Origin of the sequence: Singulisphaera acidiphila DSM 18658 (genome assembly GCF_000242455.2) — a bacterium.
GTDB lineage: Bacteria > Planctomycetota > Planctomycetia > Isosphaerales > Isosphaeraceae > Singulisphaera > Singulisphaera acidiphila.
In genome coordinates, this window is record NC_019892.1 from 6,950,410 (window position 1) to 6,968,992 (window position 18,583).

The window sequence follows — 18,583 nt, forward strand, 5'->3', positions numbered from 1 at the left end:
TCATCGTGCCCCGATGAGCCCGCCCTCGCATTCCCGAGCTCGGGGTTCAACGTGAATCGAACGTCCGCGTCGGTCCATCCTCGCCGAATTTTACGGAGAATTTGCCGCCGTCGGGGGTGACGTGAACATGAATGAACTGGCCGCCGGCCGGGTCGGTATTGGCGATCAGGGCCGGGTCGGTGTTGTCGTCCGCGCTGGTCGCCGCGTTCTTGTGAAGCTGATAGGCGGCCTTGATCGACGGGATCGTCTTCAAGCGCTGGACCGTCGCGGCGTCTCCCCCTTTTCTGGGACCGTTGTTCATGATCGTCACGGTGGGGGCGATCGTCTGGAGCAGGGTCGGGTGATTGGAGATCGAGAGCCCGTGGTGCGTAACCTGATAGAGGTCGATCGGGCCGACTCGGTCGACGGGGCAGACGAGGGCTTTCTCGACGTTCCAAGTCAGGTCGCCACAGTCAAGAAAGTCGAACTGGCCCATGCGGATCCGGAAAGCGAGGCTGCGCGCGTTATCGCTCGGGTCAACCTCCAGGTCGGGCGGGGCCGATTCACTCAACGGATTGAGCGGCCCGGTAGGGGTTGGGATGACCTGTCCGCCCGAGGCGAGGACAAGCATCGAAACATTCCCCTTGAGGGGGACCGTGTCTCCGGCCTTCAACGACTTTCGCCGCCCGGCGCTCGCCTTGAGATAAGCGATCCCGGCCGGGTCGTTCGGCTTCGGTCCGTCGGGATAGGCGGCTTTGTCGTTGTCGGGGGCGTTGGGGTCGGGAAGACCGCGATCCCAGAACTGCTCGATGTGCACCCGCTTTGCCAGTCCTTCAACACCACCGAAATGGTCGGCATGCCAATGCGTGGTCATCAAGTGGTCGAGTTGATCGAGCTTGGCCACGTTTTTCAAGACGTGCTCGATTCGTTTCGGGTCGCGGTCCTCGAAGCCACGCCAACCCGAGTCGAGGAGGATCGACTCCCGTTCGGGGGTGACCACCAAGGTGGCGGCGCCGCCTTGCATGTCGATGAAGTAGATGTCGAGATCACCCGACGGCTTGTCCGCCCCGAGCAGCAAGCCCACCGCCAGAACCGCACTGATGTTTCGAAGCCAAGGCCGCATCGATCTTGCTCCTGCGTTCGAGGATCAAAGGTCAGGGATCAGCCTGTCTGATCATTCATCCAACATCCAAGTCACGCCAGGCTTGCCCGTTGCCCCTTGAGCAAGGTGCAATCAGCAAGAACAGGGCGCGGCGGGACGCTTTCCGTTTGGCTTCCGACTGAAATTTGTACGATCACCGCGGCACGACTCACAACCTTCGTCCTGTCCCATTCATTCCTGACCCGAGGGGACGCTGGTTGCGGGAGGAGTGGCGACGGAAGGGGCCGGAGCAGCCGGAGTCTTCGGGGTGTCGATCCCGAGGATCGCCGTCCCCGCGCGAACTTCGGCGAGCCGACGGCGGTACTTTTCGTAGAGAATGGTGTGACGACTCTCAGGATCGATTGGCTTACCGTCCAGGAAGATCGCCTTGACCTCGGTCGTCGGCTGGAGCAGGTGGCCGGCGGTGATGATGAGATCCGCCCGCTTGCCGGTCTCAAGCGACCCCACCTGCTCGGCGACCCCGAGAATTTGCGCGGGGGCGAGAGTCACGGCCTTGAGCGCCTCGGCTTCGGGGAGGCCAAAGGCGACCGCGATCGCCGCTTCGTAAGGGAGGTTGCGTGACGCCGTCGCCTGTTGCGCCCCGGTCGGATTGGATCGGATCGCGAAGCTCACGCCGGCTTCGTGCAGGCGGGCCGGATTCGCGTAGGGAGCATCGTAGGGATCGCTCGGTTCACCCGGGGTTCGAAGCGTTCCGCCGATCAGGACGGGCACCTTGGCTGTCTTCAAGGCGTCGGCAACTTTCCAGGCGTCGGCGCCCCCCGAGATGATCGCTTTGAGCTTCAGGGTGCCGGCGATCTTGAGGGCATCAAGAATCTCCGTGCGGTGCTCGGCGTGGAAGATCACCGGCTTCCGGCCCTTGGCATACGGCACGAGTGCGGCGAGGCGAAGGTCGGGGGCAGGGGCCTCGGCCTGTTTCTCCTTGGAGTCGCTGAGCACCTTGTCGTAATCAAGGGCACGGTGGAATTCCTCCACGATCAACTCAATCTGTTCGGCTCGCTTCTTGATCGGGTCGGGGCCCTCGCGCCGAGCGACGCCCGGTCCTTCAATCTCAGGAGGGACGTGGCGGGGGATCGTCACGTGCAAGGCCACGGGGTCGGCAATGACCATCTCGCGGGGCACCCAGCCGTTGAGTTGGATGACGCAACCCTGGCCTGCGATGAGGCCTCCCGACGGTTGGACATAGGCGCTCAGGATTCCGTTGGCCCTTGATACCGGAATAATCTCACTGTCGGGGTGGAGCGCGGTGCTGGTGCGAAGCTCGGGCTCGAACTGGGCCGAATCGGCGTCATCCTGGGTTTCGGGGAGGCTATTCACCTCAAAGACGCCGAGTCGAGTCCCTGCGTCCACCATGCCTGGCCAGATGTCGAGACCTTGGAGATTAATCGTCTGGGCCGACGAGGGAACCATTGTTTCGGCGTCTCCCACTGCGCTGATCTTGCCTTCGCTGATGACCAGGGTGCCGTTCGGGATGTCCGGGCCGCTGATCGGATGGATCGAAGCGCCGACCAGAGCGTAGACCTCTTTCGGGTTGCGCGGAATGTCCAGGACTCGCGCCCGCGCCTCGCTGCTCGAGGTCGGCATCGTTTTGTGATCGCCGGGTCGCAACGCAAACTTGCCGTTCTTCTCGGAGCGTTGAAACCAGACCTCTCCGTCAATCAGGGCCAGCTCGCATCGCGCAAACGCGTCGAGTGGGTGCGCGTTGAAGAGCGAGATGTCGGCATCTTTGCCCACCTCGATCGAGCCGAGCCGGTCCTGGAGCCCGAGTTCCCGAGCGGGGTTGATCGTGATCATCGCCAGGGCTTGCCCCTCGGTCGCTCCGCCGTACTTGACCATCTTGGCGGTTTCGAGGTTGAGGTGCCGGATCAGCTCTTCGCTGTCGCTCTTGATGGAGACGGAGACTCCCGCCTCGGCCATCAACGCGGCGTTGTAGGGGATGGCGTCGAACGCTTCGACTTTGTAGGCCCACCAGTCGGAGAAGGTCGAGGCGGTGGCACCATGGGCGGCGATCTCCGGGGCGATCTTGTAACCCTCGAGCACGTGCTGAAGCGACTGGACTCGCACGCCATGGCGAGCGGCGACGCGCATCAGCATCAGGATCTCATCGCTGCGGTAGCAATGACTGTGGATCTTGATCGAGCCGTCGAGCACTCGTGCCAGCGCCTCGAGCCGGAGATCACGGCGCGGCGGCAGAACCGACTTGTCCGCTGCCTTGGCCGCCTCGAACGCCTTCCACTGCTCCTGGTAAACGCGTGCTTCCTGAAAGGCTCGGTCGATCGTTGCTTCGACCCCCATGCGCGTGTTCGGAAACCGCCCTGGGTTGCGCGTGACGTTTTCTCCGAGGGCGAACTTGACCCCTTGCGGGGCATCTTTGAGGATCAGGTCACGCGCCGGTTGGCGGTACTTCAGCTTGATCACGGCGTCCTGGCCGCCGATCGTGTCGGCCGATCCGTGAAGGATCCTCGCGGTCGTCGTTCCTCCCGCGAGGGCCCGGTAGATCGCCGGATCATTCCCCGTGATAACGTCCTTGATGCGCACCTCGGGGACCACCGAGAGACTCCACTCGTTGCTCCCCCCTTGGATGGCGATATGCGAGTGGGAGTCGATAATCCCGGGCATCGCCACCAGGCCGGTGGCGTCGATGACGGTCACTCCCTCGGGCGCAGCCAGGTCTGGTCCCACCGCGGCAATCTTGCCGTTTTGGACCAGGATCGACCCCTTGGCGATCGTCCCTTCCTTGGCGATGGTCAGGATGGTCGCGTCCTTGATCAGGACGTTCCCCTTGGTCTCGAGCTTTGGCTTGCGGTTGTGGTCGAATTCGGTGGCGACGTCGAGAAAAGGGGTTTGCGACGGCTGGTCCTCGATCGTTTTGGGGGCGGGAGGAGGCGTTGCGGCCTTCGGTGTGGCTTCCGCTTTGGCCGTTTCCTTGGGCTTTGCCTCTTCGGCCTTCGGTTTCGGTGTTTCGCCTCTCGCTTCAGGGCGTGGCGTGGCTGGCTTCGACTCCGGATCCGCCTTCTTGGAGACGCTGTTCTTTTCGACCTCGAACTTGGCGCCGTCGACCAGGACGTAGCGGACCTTGGCCTCGTCTTCCCCGAAGGGGGCCGAAAGGACCACGAGGTGTCCGAGCTTGCCTGGCTCGAGGGTTCCCAGCAGCGAATCCAACCCTGCGATCTGTGCGGCGCCTTGCGTCAGGGCGTCGAGCGCTGTCTCGGGCGACAGGCCAGCGGCAATCAGCTTGCGGAGTTGTCCGGGGAAATGCTCGGCCTTGGCGAGGCCGTCGCTCGCCAAGGCGAATCGCACGCCGGCTTTTGCAAGGACTTGCGCCGTGTCCACCTGCTCCTTCCAACGCGTGGCCCGAGCGATGAGGGCCTGGTACGGCTCGGTGCGATCGGCAAGGTCTCGTTTGCGGTAGTCTGACTCCGACGGAACCTTCGGTTCATCGGGAAAGTCGAGTCGCAAGACGACCGGGACGTTCAGCGCCTTGAGTCGATCGACCACCTTGCTCGCTTCGCGTCCGCCGACGATTACGGCCGTCGTGCCGAACTCCTCGGCCAGATCCAAGGCCCGATGGATCTCATCCTGGGAGTTCGCTTCCCACCAGACGGGAAGAGTCTTGGTTCGGGCCGCCTGGAGCGCATCGAGCGCGGGGTCGTAGAGGAACCGGGGAGTACCCGCCTTCGGATTTGCCTTCAAGGCGTGCTGGTGCTCGGCATCGAGCATTGCCTGGCGAAGATGAGCAACCACCCCCATCAAGACCGAAGGGTAGCGTCCGAGCGATCGGAGCCGAATCGAGGGAGCCGCATGATCGTCGTCGGGATTTGCGGGGGCCGGTTCGAACGGGGCGCGGAGGTTGATGTGAAGTGCGATCGGGGAGCGCACGATCACCTCGCGGCGCGGCCCTCCGCTGGTGCTGATCAGGGCACTCTGCCCGGTCGCGATCGCCCCGGCAGGCGCAGCGAGTAGATCCGTAAATCCCAGCTTTCGCCGCTCTGCAGCCTGGGATTCGCTGAGGCTGAATGCCGAGGCCACCTCAAATTCGGGGGTCAGTCCGTTACGGTTGTCCTCGGGTGTCCGCGCCAGGGCGGACTCCTTGTAATCGATCGACCGGCCTGCACCCGACCGCGACCGCACGGTGTTGGGAGATTGCCCGATGGTCGTGAAGAGATCAATGAACCCAGGGTAAACGACGAGCCCCTTGCCATCGATCGTCTCGGCGTCGAGCGGGATGGCGATCTTGTCGCTGGGACCGACCGCGTCGATTCGCCCGTCGCGAACCACGATGGTTCCGTTCTCAATCGTATTATTGTCCGGCCCGGCGACGATCTTGGCCCCTTGGATCGCCGTGGCGGCGGGCCGGTAACCGATCGGATCGTCGGCCGAAATGAGCGGAGTGGCTGCGAGGATGGTCGCAACCGTACCGAGGACGGAAATGCGGACCCAGAGCCGAATCCGAGCGGCGCTCGTCATCACAAATGACTCCCAAGGCGAACGGCGTCGGGAATATAGAGTTCGGCTAAGCTCGTTCCGGAGAGGTGGAAGAGAGCCGCGCAACGGAGAGATCGAGTCTGCAAAGATTCGCGATTTCCGTTGCAGATCCTTGCTCCTACCGTCATATCATCTCCGACCCACCACGGGCAAGGGTGCGGCCTACTCACTTCCGTCGGGAATTTTCTGAGTCCTTTCTCGTTCTTTTGACGATGTTGGGTCGAAAGAAAGAAGAGGGAAAGCGTTCGTTACTCAACAAAACCGCGCCGATCGACGAAGAGTATCGTCGAGGCCGCTAAGCTTTGCTCCCTACGGATCGACTGTGTCCACACGGGCCACTGACTTCTGGAGTTGCGGCCGAACGATACCGTTTGCAAATGAACAGGACGATGTGGCGCAATTCCGCACGAAAGTCGAGGTTTCCGAGCCGTTTATAGTGGGACGGTCAAACCGTTCTAATCGAATTAAACAGCAGACACGACCTAGATTGTCCACGGTTCTTATTTTGACTACGCGCTGGGACTGGCTACACTTGACTGTTCATTCGGACCGTGCCCCTGAGTGTGGTATTGCCTCATGACACTGCTTCTTCCACGGGTTATGGCGGTTGCTCCGAGCGGACAGCGCGATTCTGGCGTCGTGGTGGCCGCATGTCGGGCGGGTGCGATGGGGATCCTCGATCGCGGGTTCGATTTCCGCGCCGAGGTCGATCTCGAGGTCCTGCATCGAACGTCGAAGTTCCTCAAGGGACAGACGTTCGGTCTTCGCCTCTCCGCCTGCGCGCTCGATGAGGCGGTCGTCGCGAGTTTCCCGTCGAACCTCGGGATGGTGGCTGTCGTCGAGGCCGGGGGAGAGGACTGGAGTCGCTTACGTGCGATCCTGAGCGGCTCTGATCGCGTGGCGGTCGCCGAGGTCACCTCGCGGGAATCGTGCCGGGCGGCGGCCGAGGCGGGATTCGAGGCCTTGATTGTCGCGGGGAACGAGGCGGGGGGGCGGGTTGCGGAGGAGTCGTCCTTCATCCTCCTGCAAGCGGCTCTCGGGATTAACAACGCGCCACCGGTCTGGGTCCGGGGTGGGATCGGTCTGCGATCGGCTTCGGCGTGCGTGGCGGCGGGGGCGGCGGGGGTCGTGCTCGACGGAGCCGTCCTGCTGGCGAAGGAATCGCCGTTGCAGGCTTCGCTGCGTCGGCGGATCGAGCGCTGGGATGGAAGCGAGACGATTCTCGTGGGCCGCGAGGTAGGGGACCTCCTTCGGATTCAGGCGGAGCCAGGTTCGCCCGCGCTCGCCAGGCTCAAGCAGGCCGCGACCGAGGGGCGCCTGGCCTGGGAGTCGGCCCTTCGACGTGAAGTGGGCTGGAGTGAGGGGCAGGTCCGCCCCGTCGGTCAAGATGCCGCGCTCGCAGGGGGCCTGGCCCGGACTCATGTCACTGTCGGGGGAATCGTTCAGGCCGTCGAGCGTGCGATCGACCTGGGGCTTCGCGACGCTCGGAGCGCTCGCCCCCTCGACGAAGACTCGCCGCTGGCCCGCTCTCATCGGACACGCTATCCGATCGTTCAAGGGCCGATGACCCGGGTGAGCGACCTGGCGGCATTTGCCGAAGCCGTGGCGGAAGGGGGAGCCTTGCCGTTCCTCGCTCTCGCCTTGATGCGCGGGCCGGAGATCGGCCGGCTGTTGACTGAGACGGCCGCGCGTCTGAATGGATCAGCGTGGGGAGTCGGAATCCTCGGCTTTGTTCCGCCCGACCTGCGGCTTGAGCAGATCGAGGAGGTCCGCCGCGCTCGGCCCTCGTTTGCGCTGATTGCGGGGGGGCGACCCGACCAGGCGCAAGAGTTGGAGCGGGAGGGGATTGCCACCTATCTCCATGCCCCGTCGCCAGGCCTGCTCCGGCAATATTGGAATGACGGTGCGCGCCGGTTCGTCCTCGAGGGACGCGAGTGCGGTGGTCATGTCGGGCCGCGATCGAGCTTGCTCCTCTGGGAGCAGGCTGTCGAGGTCGTGCACGAGATGCTGGAGAAGGGGGGGACGCCCGACGAGGTCCACCTCCTGTTCGCGGGCGGGATTCATGACGCGCGATCGGCGTCGGCGGTGGCGGCCTTGTCCGGTCCCTTGGCCAGGCGAGGGGTTCGGGTCGGCGTCTTGATTGGAACGGCTTACCTGTTCACGGCCGAGGCGGTCGCCACGGGCGCGATCGTCGCCAAGTTTCAAGATGAAGCGGTGCGCTGCACCGAGACGGTTCTCCTCGAGACGGGCCCCGGTCACGAAGTACGGGTCAGTCCGACCCCGTACGTCGAAGCGTTCGAGCTCGAGCGGAAGCGGCTGCTGGCGGCGGGACGTTCCAACGAGGAACTTCGAACCGCCCTGGAGGGGATGAACGCGGGCCGGCTCCGGATCGCCGCCAAGGGGATCGAGCGAAACAATGGGGCCGGGTCGCCGTTGGTTGGAGTCGCCGCCGAGAGCCAGACGACGCGCGGATTATACATGCTCGGCCAGGCGGCCACGCTTCGCCAGGGCGTCTCGACGATCGCCGCGCTTCATCAGGATATCAGTGCGGGGGGGATGGGGCGAATCGATCGGCTGGCCGACGCCTTGGCGGCCTCCGAGCCGCTGGCTTCGTCGAAAGCGGAGCCGTGCGACATCGCCATCGTCGGCATGTCTGCGATTGTTCCGGGGGCCGGGGACGTCCGGACCTTCTGGGAGAATACGCTTCACGGGATCGATGCGATCACCGAGGTTCCGGCCGACCGCTGGGATTGGCGGCTCTACTATGACGCCGACCCCAAGGCTCCCGACAAGATTACCTCCAAATGGGGGGGCTTCGTCCCCGAGATCGCGTTCGACCCGCTCCGCTATGGGATGCCTCCGACGAGCCTTCCTTCGATTGAGCCGCTCCACCTGCTCACCTTGGAAGCGGTCCGAGCGGCCATCGACGACGCCGGCTATCGTGACCGACCATTCCCGCGCGAGAAGACGGCCGTCGTCCTGGGCGCGGGGGGGGGAGCGGCCCAGCTCGCCATGGGGTACGCGTTCCGCTCGTATCTGCCGATGCTCGACACCCTCGCTCCGGGCGCGGGGCGCGAGGCGTTAGAGCAGTGTGAGGGCGTCTTGCCGGAGTGGACCGAGGACTCGTTCCCTGGAATCCTGCTGAACGTCGCGGCCGGTCGAGTGGCCAATCGGTTCGACCTGGGAGGCGCCAATTACACGGTCGATGCCGCCTGTGGCTCATCGTTGGCGGCGGCCTCCGTCGCCGTGCGCGAACTCGAGAGCGGTGCGGCCGATGTGGTGATTCTCGGCGGGGCCGACACGGTTCAAAACCCCTTCACGTACCTGGCGTTCAGCAAGACGCACGCGTTCTCGCCGCGAGGCCGGTGTCGCCCGTTCGATGCCAGCGCTGATGGAATCGTGATCAGCGAGGCCGTCGCCGTGGTGGTCCTCAAGCGACTGGCTGACGCCGAGCGTGATGGCGATCGGATCTATTCCGTAATCAAAGGGCTGGGAGCTTCCAGCGACGGGCGTGCCAAAGGGCTGACGGCGCCTCGCCCTGAAGGGCAGATTCGGGCGTTGCGCCGGGCTTATGCCAAGGCTGGGATTGACCCGGCCACCGTGGGTTATGTCGAAGCCCATGGGACCGGTACGGCTGCGGGTGACCTCGCGGAAGTGAATGCCCTGAATGACGTCTTTATCGAGTCGGGTGCTCCTGAAGGTCGTTGTGCTCTGGGATCGGTCAAGTCGCTGATTGGCCACACCAAGTGCGCTGCGGGACTGGTGGGCCTGATCAATGCCTCGCTGGCTCTTCATCACAGGGTCCTGCCCCCGACGATCGGGGTGGTCAACCCGAGCGCACAAGCGTCGCGGCCCCAGAGTCCGTTCCACATCAGCACGAAAACGCGACCGTGGATCCATACCGACGAGGAACGACCAAGACGTGCGGGGGTCAGCGCGTTCGGATTTGGCGGGACGAACTTCCATGCTGTCCTCGAGGCTTATGAAGGAGCGCCGGCGGCCGCATCGGCCCCACTCCGCGACTGGCCGGCCGAGCTCTTCGTCTGGCGAGCCGCCGACCGGACACTCCTGCTCGCGGACCTTGAGAGGCTGTCGCTCGCCCTCGAACAAGGGGCCAAGCCCGCGCTTCGCGACCTAGCCCACACGCTGCTGAATTCGCTCGGCGCGACCGGCCTTTCGCTGGCCATCGTGGCCTCCACGCTCGACGAGGTTCGGGCCAAGGTCGATCAGGCGAGAGCGACGATCGCGCAGGGCGTCGCCGAGTTTCACGACCCCCGAGGAATCGCCTTTGCCGAAGCGGCGAGCGACTCGTTGAATCGGGTTGCCTTCTTGTTCCCCGGCCAAGGGGCGCAACGCGTCGACATGCTCGGCGAGTTGGCCGTCCTCTTTCCCGAGGTTCGTAGCGGCTTCGAGTCGTTCGACAACGTCCTTCGCGAGCAGGGGAAACCCCTCGTTTCGCCGGTCGTTTTTCCGCCCCCCGCGTTTCAGGCCGAAGAACGCGACCGGCAGAAAAAAGCCTTGGCCGAAACCGAGGTCGCCCAACCGGCGCTAGGGGGGGCGAGCCTGGGACTCTTGTGGCTGCTCGAGTCGCTTCATGTTGCGCCCGACATGGTGGCCGGCCACAGCTACGGCGAACTCGTGGCGCTGCACGCGGCGGGCGTCTACTCCCTCGAGGCCCTGGTCCGCCTTTCCGAAGCGCGAGGCCGATTCATCAAGGCTGCCGCCGGCGATCAGCCCGGCATGATGGCTGCCCTGGCCGCAAGCCCTGATCAAGTCGAGACGCTGCTCCAAGGGCTCGAAGGGGTCAGCGCGGTCAACTGGAATGGGCCGAGGCAGACGGTCGTCTCGGGTCGCTCCGACGCCGTTGCGGCTGCTCTCGGCCGAGCTCGGCAGTCGGGGCTTCGCGGCCAGGAGCTTGCGGTTTCCTGTGCGTTCCACTCCCCGATCGTCGCCGGGGCATGCCGTCCCCTCGCGGAACTGGCAAACTCTCTCGCCCCGCAGTCGCCTCAATGCCCGGTCTTCTCGAACGTAACCGGCACTCGCCACACGGACGATCCCACGGCCATCGCTGCGCAGGTGGGCGCTCACGTTGCGAGTCCGGTGCGGTTCGCCTCAATGATTGAGGCGATGCATGACGCGGGTGCTCGCGTCTTCATCGAAGTCGGCCCCGGCGCGACGCTCACCTCCCTGGTCGGTTCGATCCTGGGTGGGCGATCGCATCTCGCCGTCGCTTGCGACCCATCAGGCCGACCCGGCGTTCCCGGCTTGCTCCATGCCCTCGCCCGGCTGTTCGTTGCCGGCCTGCCGCTCCACCTCGAGCCACTGACCGCCGGTCGAACTGCGACGATTCTCGATCGGGTCACGTTTGTGCCTGGCTCGAATCCCGCCGCGATCAAGGCGTCGACCTGGCTGGTCAATGGATCCCGGGCGCGGCCGGCGAACGGCCCTGAGCCGAAACGCCTGGGGCCTGGTCCCGCACTCCCCTTGCCCGAACCTGGTTTAAATCCTGTGCACGCGACTCCCTCCTCCAATGGCAATGGGAACGGCCCTCTCCCGTCTCCCTCCAAGAATGGCAAGAAGGCCCCCGAGATCGTCATGCCCCCTCCCGTTCGATCGAACCCTCCGGTCGCCGATCAAGGGCGGGAGCGGGTGCTCGAAGCATTCCAGAAAACCATGCAGATGTTTCTGGAAGTCCAGCGAGAGACGATGCTCGGGTTCCTGGGCACACCGAGCGGAGGTACGCCGAGCCAGGCGGCCATTCGCCCGAGTCATGAGAACCTTGCGTCACCAGCCCCTAACGGCCAATCGGCACCTCAGCCCCCAGCCGTTCCGAGTGAAGCCGTGCAGCCCGCCTCGGCCAAGGTTTCGACTGAAGTTCGCCCGGAACCTGTCGTACCGACACCCGTCCCGGTCGAATCGCCGGAGACCTCAATCGACGTGGCCGCCCGACTCCTCTCGATCGTCCAGGATCGCACGGGCTACCCGGCCGAGATGCTCCGCCTCGACCTCGATCTCGAGGCTGACCTTGGCATCGACTCGATCAAGCGGGTCGAGATCCTGGGCACGTTACGCGAGGTCTTGCCCGGTTCAGGCCTTGGGTCGAATACGGACTTGATGGATCAGCTTTCGCGTGCCCGCACGCTGGGAGCGATCGTCGAGAAGGTCGAACGGGGCTTGAAATCGAGCCAGCCGACTTTGGTTCCGGCTCCCGCTTCTGCTCACACGCCTGCCCAGAGTGCAACGAACGGTCACGCCAATGCCTTATCACAACGCTCCGCAAAGAATGGGAGCCTCGTCCGCAGGCTGACCCTCAAGGCGGTCGCCGCGCCCTTATCGCGAACGTCGGGGGGGGACCTGGGGCTCGCGGCTTCCGGGCTGTTGCTGGTCACCGATGACGGCCGGGGAGTCAGTCACGCTCTGGCCGGCGAGCTTCGGTCCAAAGGTCATCCGGTCGTCGTGGTTGGCCACTCCTCGGCGGGCTCGAATGAATCCGACTCTGACGTGCAGTCGGTCGACTTGACGTCTCCGGCGGCTGTCGACGCATTACTTGCACGACTTCGGAATCAGGGGCCGTTGGCCGGGATCATCCATGCCTTGCCGTTACAGCATGGGCGATCGGCCGGGCTCGATTCTCAGCTCTGGTCGGCCCGGATGGGTCCGGAATCCCGTGGTCTCTTCTTGTTGGCTCGCGCGGGGGCCGACGATCTGACCAGGGCGGCCGAGCAGGGGGGGGCGTGTCTCATCGCCTGCACGGCGATGGGGGGAAGTTTTGCCAGCGCCGGCGCGGCTTCCGACGACTTTTTTCCGGGCCAAGGCGCAGTGGCGGGAATCGTCAAAACGCTCGCTCGTGAATGGTGCCGCGCGATTCGCGTTCGGGTTGTGGATTTCGACCCTCGGGAAGAGGCCACAACCGTGGCTGCCAATCTGATTCATGAGATCGAGGCCCGAGACCGTCGGACCGAAGTCGGCTACCTCGATCGGAGCCGGGTTGCTCTGCGAGTGGTGGAGAGTCCCTTGTCGGTGGCCGGACGCTCGGAATGGCAACCGGCATTGGGAGAGCCAATCCTCGTCACGGGAGGGGCGCGTGGGATCACGGCCGTGCTCACGACCGAGATGGCAAAGTGCTGGAAGCCCACCTTTCTCATGGTCGGTACGACCCCCTTGCCTCGCGAAGACGAAAGTCGGCTCACGGTCGGAGTCACGAATCCGGCGACTCTGAAGTCCTTGCTTCATCAGCGTCTGACCGAGGAGGAGCAGGGGGCTGGTCTCGTCGAACTCGAGCGTGCTTATCAAACCCTGCGCCGCCAGCGCGAGATCCGCTCCAATCTCGAACGCCTCCGCACATTCGGTTCCCAGGTCGACTACGCCCAGGTCGACGTTCGTGATCTCGAGGCCCTCCGAACGGTGCTAGCTCGCTGGCAGGCCCGGTTCGGACCCGTCCGAGGGCTGATCCACGGCGCGGGGGTCATCCACGACAAGTTGCTTCGCGACAAAACGCTCGAGTCTTACGATCGAGTCCTTGGCACCAAGCTCGACGGGGCGCTGAATCTCGCCAGCCTGCTCGATCCCGATTCGCTTCGATTCGCCGCCTTCTTCTCGTCCGTGGCGGGCCGATTCGGAAATCGTGGCCAGGTCGACTACGCGGCTGCCAACGAGACTCTGAACAAGCTGGCCCTCTGGCTCGATCGCCGTTGGGCCGGCCGGGTCGTCTCCGTGAACTGGGGACCTTGGTCAGGCGTGGGGATGGTGTCCGACCTGGAAAGTCATCTCCAAGGGCAAGGTTTGGGGATGATCTCCCCCGACCAGGATGCCCATCGGCTGACGGACGAGCTCAGGTTGGGCCGCAAGGGGGAAGTTGAGGTTGTCATTGCCGGGGAAATCGGCTCTCTGCTCGATCCCGACGAGAAGCCGTCGCGAGCTGGTCGCGAACTCGAGAGAATCAATGAAGACTTTGTAATGTCTTGATTTTTTCGGATTCGGAGCGTCGCTTGATTCTTGGGTCGGTTTTCCCCAATCACTCGCTGTCGAGACTTATCCTTCCATGAAGCCTGGCCGTCCGCTCGACATCGCGATCATTGGCATGGCCTGTCGATTCCCCGGCGCGCGCGACCTGGCATCCTTCTGGGAGAATCTCCTGGAGGCGCGGGACTGCACAAGCGACGTGCCGGCAGATCGATGGGACCCTGCCGTCTTCCTCGATCCGGCCTCCGACTCCAACGATCGCGTGTACTGTCAACGTGGAGGATATCTCGACGCTCCGATCGAATTCGACCCGTCGCGTCACGGGGTCATGCCGTTGGCCGTTGCCGGTGGTGAACCCGAGCAGTACCTGGTCCTCGACGCTGCCAGGGAGGCGTTGACGGACGCCGGGATGAGCGATGGGATGCCCGACACCAGGCGAGTCGAGGTCGTTGTTGGCCGGGGGAACTATTTCAATCGCGGGAATCTAACTCGCCTCCAGCACGGTAGGATCGTGGCCCAAACGGTGGCGCTTCTCCGTGAGCTCCATCCGGACTGGGAGGAGTCGGTCTTCGAGGCGATTCGCGCCAACCTGAAGTCGAGTCTCCCCCCGTTCGGCCCCGCCACGATCACAGGGCAGATCACCAACGCGACAGCCGGCCGGATCGCCAATCGACTCAACCTGACAGGCGCGAACTACGTGGTCGACGCCGCCAGTGCTTCGTCACTCGTCGCGCTCGACCTGGGAGCGCGGGCCCTGGTCGAGAAGCGAGCGGACCTGGCGCTGGTCGGGGGCGTCTACCTGGCCGTCGATGTCGACTTCCCGATGGTCTTCTCCCAGCTTGGAGCCCTCTCCCGGCAAGGGCGGGCCCGGCCGTTTGCGAGTGACGCCGACGGCACACTCACCGGTGAAGGGGTCGGCGTCGTGGTTCTCAAGCGACTCGCGGATGCCGAGCGCGACGGCAACCGGGTCTACGCCGTTTTGAAAGGGGTGGGGCTGGCGAGCGACGGGCGGAGGACCGGCCTGGCGACGCCCAGCGCCCGTGGCCATGCCCGAGCCATTCGCCGCGCCTACAAGCAAGCTCGAATTGATCCCGCGACGATCGGCCTGGTCGAAGGCCACGGTCTCGGCGTACCAGCCTCTGACCGCGCGGAACTGCGGGCCTTGAATGCGGTCTTTCCCCGGAGTCCCTGGGGCCGTCGCAGTCTCGGGAGTGTCTCGGCCTTGATCGGGCACGCGATGCCTGCGGCCGGCATCGCCGCCCTGATCAAGACCGCGCTCTCGATCCATAACCGGGTCCTCCTCCCCGCGCCGGGGGGGGACGCTCCCCACCCTTTGCTGGCCGGCGACACCAGTTCGTTCGCGCTCAACGGGATCAGGCGTCCTTGGATTCATGGCGATCGCGACCACCCAAGGCGAGCCGGGGTCAACGCGTTCGGCTTCGCCGGGATCAGTGCCCACGCGATCCTCGAGGAGCACAGTCCGTCGGCGGATGGAACCAACCCTGGTCCCCAGGCGCGTTGGGAGACCGAAGCGATTCTCCTGGGCGCGGCCGATCGCGGGGCCTGGATCGCCCGCGCTACCGGCCTGATCGCGTGGCTCAGCCGGGACCTGAACCTGGCCGTTTCACTGAAGGATCTCGCGTTTACCCTGAACCAAGGGGATCGGGCCGGGCCGTATCGCGTGGGCCTGGTCGTCAAGTCACCGGCCGAACTCCGCGAACGGCTTCAGGCGGTGGTGGCACGTCTGTCGGATCCGAAATGTCTTTCGATCCGAGATGCCCGGGGGACCTACTTCTGGGACAAGCCTTCCACAGGGTCGGAAACCCTGGCGTTTCTGTTCCCGGGCGAAGGCTCGCAATATCCGGGGATGCTGGCCGACCTCTGCCCTCATTTTCCCGAAGTCCGGGCCCTCTTCGACACCGCCGACCAGATCGCGCGGGAGCGAGATTCCGGCACGTTGCCGAGCGAAGTTCTGTTTGGGGGGGGGCCGGAGGGCGATCGCCTCTGGTCGGTCGGCATGGCCACCAATGTGGTCCTCTCTGCGCAGTGGGCCTTGCACCAGCTACTGGCGGGCCTAGGCCTCCGTCCTCACGCGGTTCTCGGCCATAGCAGTGGCGAGTTCCTGGCCTTAGCCGCGGCAGGCTCGTTGAGCGTCGACCGCCAACTCGAATCCTCGCTCGGAGAGTTGGGGCGAGTCTTCGAGCGGCTCGTAGAGTCAGGGCAGGTGCCGACCGCTCGGCTCGTCGCCATTGCGGCGGACCGTGACACGGTCGAACGGATCGCTCAGGAGGTGGGCCCTGGGACGAGCATCGCGATCGACAATTGCCCTCACCAGGTCGTCTTGGCCGGTCCCTCTGAGCTCGTCGAGGCGGTCGTCACCCGACTGCGTGGCAACGGCCTGATCTGCGAAGATTTGCCCTTCGATCGCGCTTACCATACGGCGGCCTTCTCGACCGCGATCGAGCCTGTTCGCGCCTTCTTCCAGGATTTGCCGCTTGCCCGTCCCAAGGTGGACGTCTACTCCTGCGCGGTCGCTCGCCGCTTGTCGGGAGACGTTGAGCAGATCCGCCAGGTGGCCGTCGACCAGTGGGCGCTGCCGGTCGCCTTCCGTGACACGATTGAGGCGATGTACCGGGATGGAATCCGAACCTTTGTCGAAGTGGGAGCGCGAGGGAACCTGACCGGGTTCGTCGACGACATCCTCCGCGACCGGCCCCACTTCGCCGTCGCCGCCAATTTGCCAAGGCGGTCGGGTTTGACCCAACTGAATCATCTGGTGGCTTCGCTCTACGCCCAAGGGGTCCCCTTGCGGACCAATCGCCTCTATGAGCGCCGGCAGCCGGTTTGGGTCGACCTCGATCATGACCTGCCGGTACCACCGCCGCTGCCGTCGCTTGCAGTCGGTTTTCCCGAGCTCCGCCTTTCGCCAAGCCTTGTGGCACGGCTTCGGGATCGCGCCAGCGGAGCGGTTCCCTCTACCAATGGGGTCGCTCCTTCTGAGCACGAACCGATCCCGGCGACGTGGCCTCATACCAATGGCCATGCCAAGACACACCAGGAGTCCAACGGGGCGCTTGATCCGACTTCGATGTCGCTTCATGACGCGATGATCCTCGAGCACCTGCGCACGATGGACGCGTTCTTGGAGACTCAGAGGCAGGTGATGGGGGCGTATATCGCGCCCCGGAGCCAGGAGAATTCCGCGCCCGATGCGCCGGACCTGTCCCCGACGTCTCCGACCGAGCCATCCAGGCTTGGACCTTGGCTGGGCTCGATCGACCGGCTGGAACCAGGCCGTGAACTGGTTTCGACGCGCTGGCTTGACGTTCAGGGTGACCCGGTGGCCGAGCACCACACGCTGGGTGGTCGGCGAATCTCCGCGCTCGACCCCGCTCGGAACGGCCTGCCCGTCGTCCCGTTCACGGTCATGGCCGAAATGCTGGCGCAAGCGGCCGGCGTGCTCGTGCCCGACTTGGTCGTCATCGCACTTCGCGACGTCCAGGCGCTCAAGTGGATTCGGTATGAAGCGGAGCCGGTTCGGCTCGAGCTTCACGCCTGGCGCGACGTTGCCACGCCCGACGAGGTTCGGGTTGTCATCACGAACAAAGGGACAGCCAGAGCGCAAGGCAGGGGTGTCGAAGAGAAAGTCGTTGAAGGGCGAGTGATCTTCGGCGAGGGGCGTCCCAAAAGCCCTTTTGCTCCGCCCCTGGCGCTCGAGTCGGCACGCGAGTGTCGATTTAAAGCCGAAGATGTCTACGACGATCAATGGCTGTTCCACGGTCCGGCCATGCAGGCCATCGTCGGTCTCGGCCGGTCTGCGCCTTGGGGCATCGAGGGGACCTTGCGGGTGTTACCGCTTCGTGGCCTCCTCCGCGACTCGGAGCCGCTGGCGCTTCACACCGATCCGATCGTGCTCGATGCGTTTACCCAGCTTTTGGGATGCTGGGGAATGGATCAACTGGACGAAGGGCATGTGATCTTCCCGCTTCGGGTCGCGGAAATCGCCTTCTTCGGCACGGACCCGCCCGAGGGAGCCGAGGTCTCCTGTCAAATCGCCATTCGAGAGCAGTCGCGGCACCTGGTTCGGGTCGATGCCGACGTCGCCGCCGCCAACGGCCGGGTCTGGATGCGGATCACCGGCTGGGAAGACTGGCGCTTTTACTGGCCGGTCCGATGTCGTGATCACTTCCGACAGCCGGCTCGCTGGTTCATCGGGGAGCCCTTGCCGTTGCGATCGGGGGGGACGGACGAAACGGGGCGAGAGCTGCACGCCGTGTGGCTCGAGCCGCCGATCGATTTCGGCAGGCCGATCTGGCGGGACGTCCTGGAGTGGGTACAACTCGGACCGGAGGAGCGTCGAGCCGTTCAGAACGAAGGTCGCTCCGACCGCGATGCGACGCTTCACCTCTGGGGTCGAGTGGCGGCCAAGGAAGCAGCCCGGCGCCTGCTCTACGATCGCGGTGAGCCCCCGATGTACCCGGCTGATCTCACCGTCGAGACCGACCCGCACGGCGGGCAATCGATCCGCTTCCTGGGCGACCCCTCGCGCATGGATCGGCCGGTCGTCGCGATGGCGCACACCGAGGGCGTGGCGATCGCCTTGGCGGCGTGCGACCCGGAGGCGCGGCCAGGGATTGCGATCATGGCGCTTGAGGAAGTCTTACCCGACGCCGAGTCGCCCGTTCTCGATCCGATTGCCCCTGACGAATCTCGGCGAACGGAATGGAAGGGACGATTGGCCTGTGCCAAGAACGCGTTGCGGAATTCCCTTGGCCTCAATCAAGATGAGACCTGGTGTGATTTCGACGTGTCCCGCGTCGATGAGTTGACGGGCGAAGTCTTCTTGATACTTCGCTCGGTCAATCCCACGACGAATCCGCAATGGGAACCCCCGGCGATTCGCGTCGTGACGGCCCGGACGAAAGACTTTGTTTGGGCCTGGACTGTGGGAGACCGGCCGTCGTGAAAACAAGGTTGCTGGCCTGTCACATGAAGATC

The 18,583-nt window shown here is 64.7% G+C and carries 4 protein-coding genes; 2 read left to right on the forward strand and 2 right to left on the reverse strand.

Annotated elements, in window-relative coordinates; translation table 11 throughout:
• Nucleotides 1–46: 46 nt before the first annotated feature.
• Together SINAC_RS27290 and SINAC_RS27295 are read right to left on the reverse strand one after the other, a co-directional pair.
• Nucleotides 47–1,102, reverse strand: a complete 1,056-nt coding sequence (locus tag SINAC_RS27290; protein WP_015248799.1) for a ComEC/Rec2 family competence protein — start codon at nt 1,100–1,102, stop codon at nt 47–49.
• Nucleotides 1,103–1,312: 210 nt separating this feature from the next.
• The gene (locus tag SINAC_RS27295; RefSeq protein ID WP_015248800.1) at nt 1,313–5,605 is read right to left on the reverse strand and encodes an amidohydrolase family protein; all 4,293 of its coding nucleotides are present in this window, start codon (nt 5,603–5,605) and stop codon (nt 1,313–1,315) included.
• Nucleotides 5,606–6,199: 594 nt separating this feature from the next.
• Between SINAC_RS27295 and SINAC_RS27300 the strand changes: the two genes are divergently transcribed.
• On the forward strand, nt 6,200–13,588 hold the full coding sequence (locus tag SINAC_RS27300) for a type I polyketide synthase (protein WP_154673820.1): 7,389 nt from the start codon (nt 6,200–6,202) through the stop codon (nt 13,586–13,588).
• Nucleotides 13,589–13,664: 76 nt separating this feature from the next.
• Nucleotides 13,665–18,551: a type I polyketide synthase gene (locus SINAC_RS27305; protein WP_015248802.1), complete on the forward strand. Its 4,887-nt coding sequence runs from the start codon at nt 13,665–13,667 to the stop codon at nt 18,549–18,551.
• Nucleotides 18,552–18,583: the final 32 nt, after the last annotated feature.

Excerpts from the sequence above, each read along its gene's own strand:
- SINAC_RS27295 (WP_015248800.1), bottom strand. The coding sequence starts at position 5,605 with ATGACGAGCGCCGCTCGGATTCGGCTCTGGGTCCGCATTTCCGTCCTC.
- SINAC_RS27300 (WP_154673820.1), top strand. The coding sequence starts at position 6,200 with ATGACACTGCTTCTTCCACGGGTTATGGCGGTTGCTCCGAGCGGACAG.
- SINAC_RS27305 (WP_015248802.1), top strand. The coding sequence starts at position 13,665 with ATGAAGCCTGGCCGTCCGCTCGACATCGCGATCATTGGCATGGCCTGT.
- SINAC_RS27290 (WP_015248799.1), bottom strand. The coding sequence starts at position 1,102 with ATGCGGCCTTGGCTTCGAAACATCAGTGCGGTTCTGGCGGTGGGCTTG.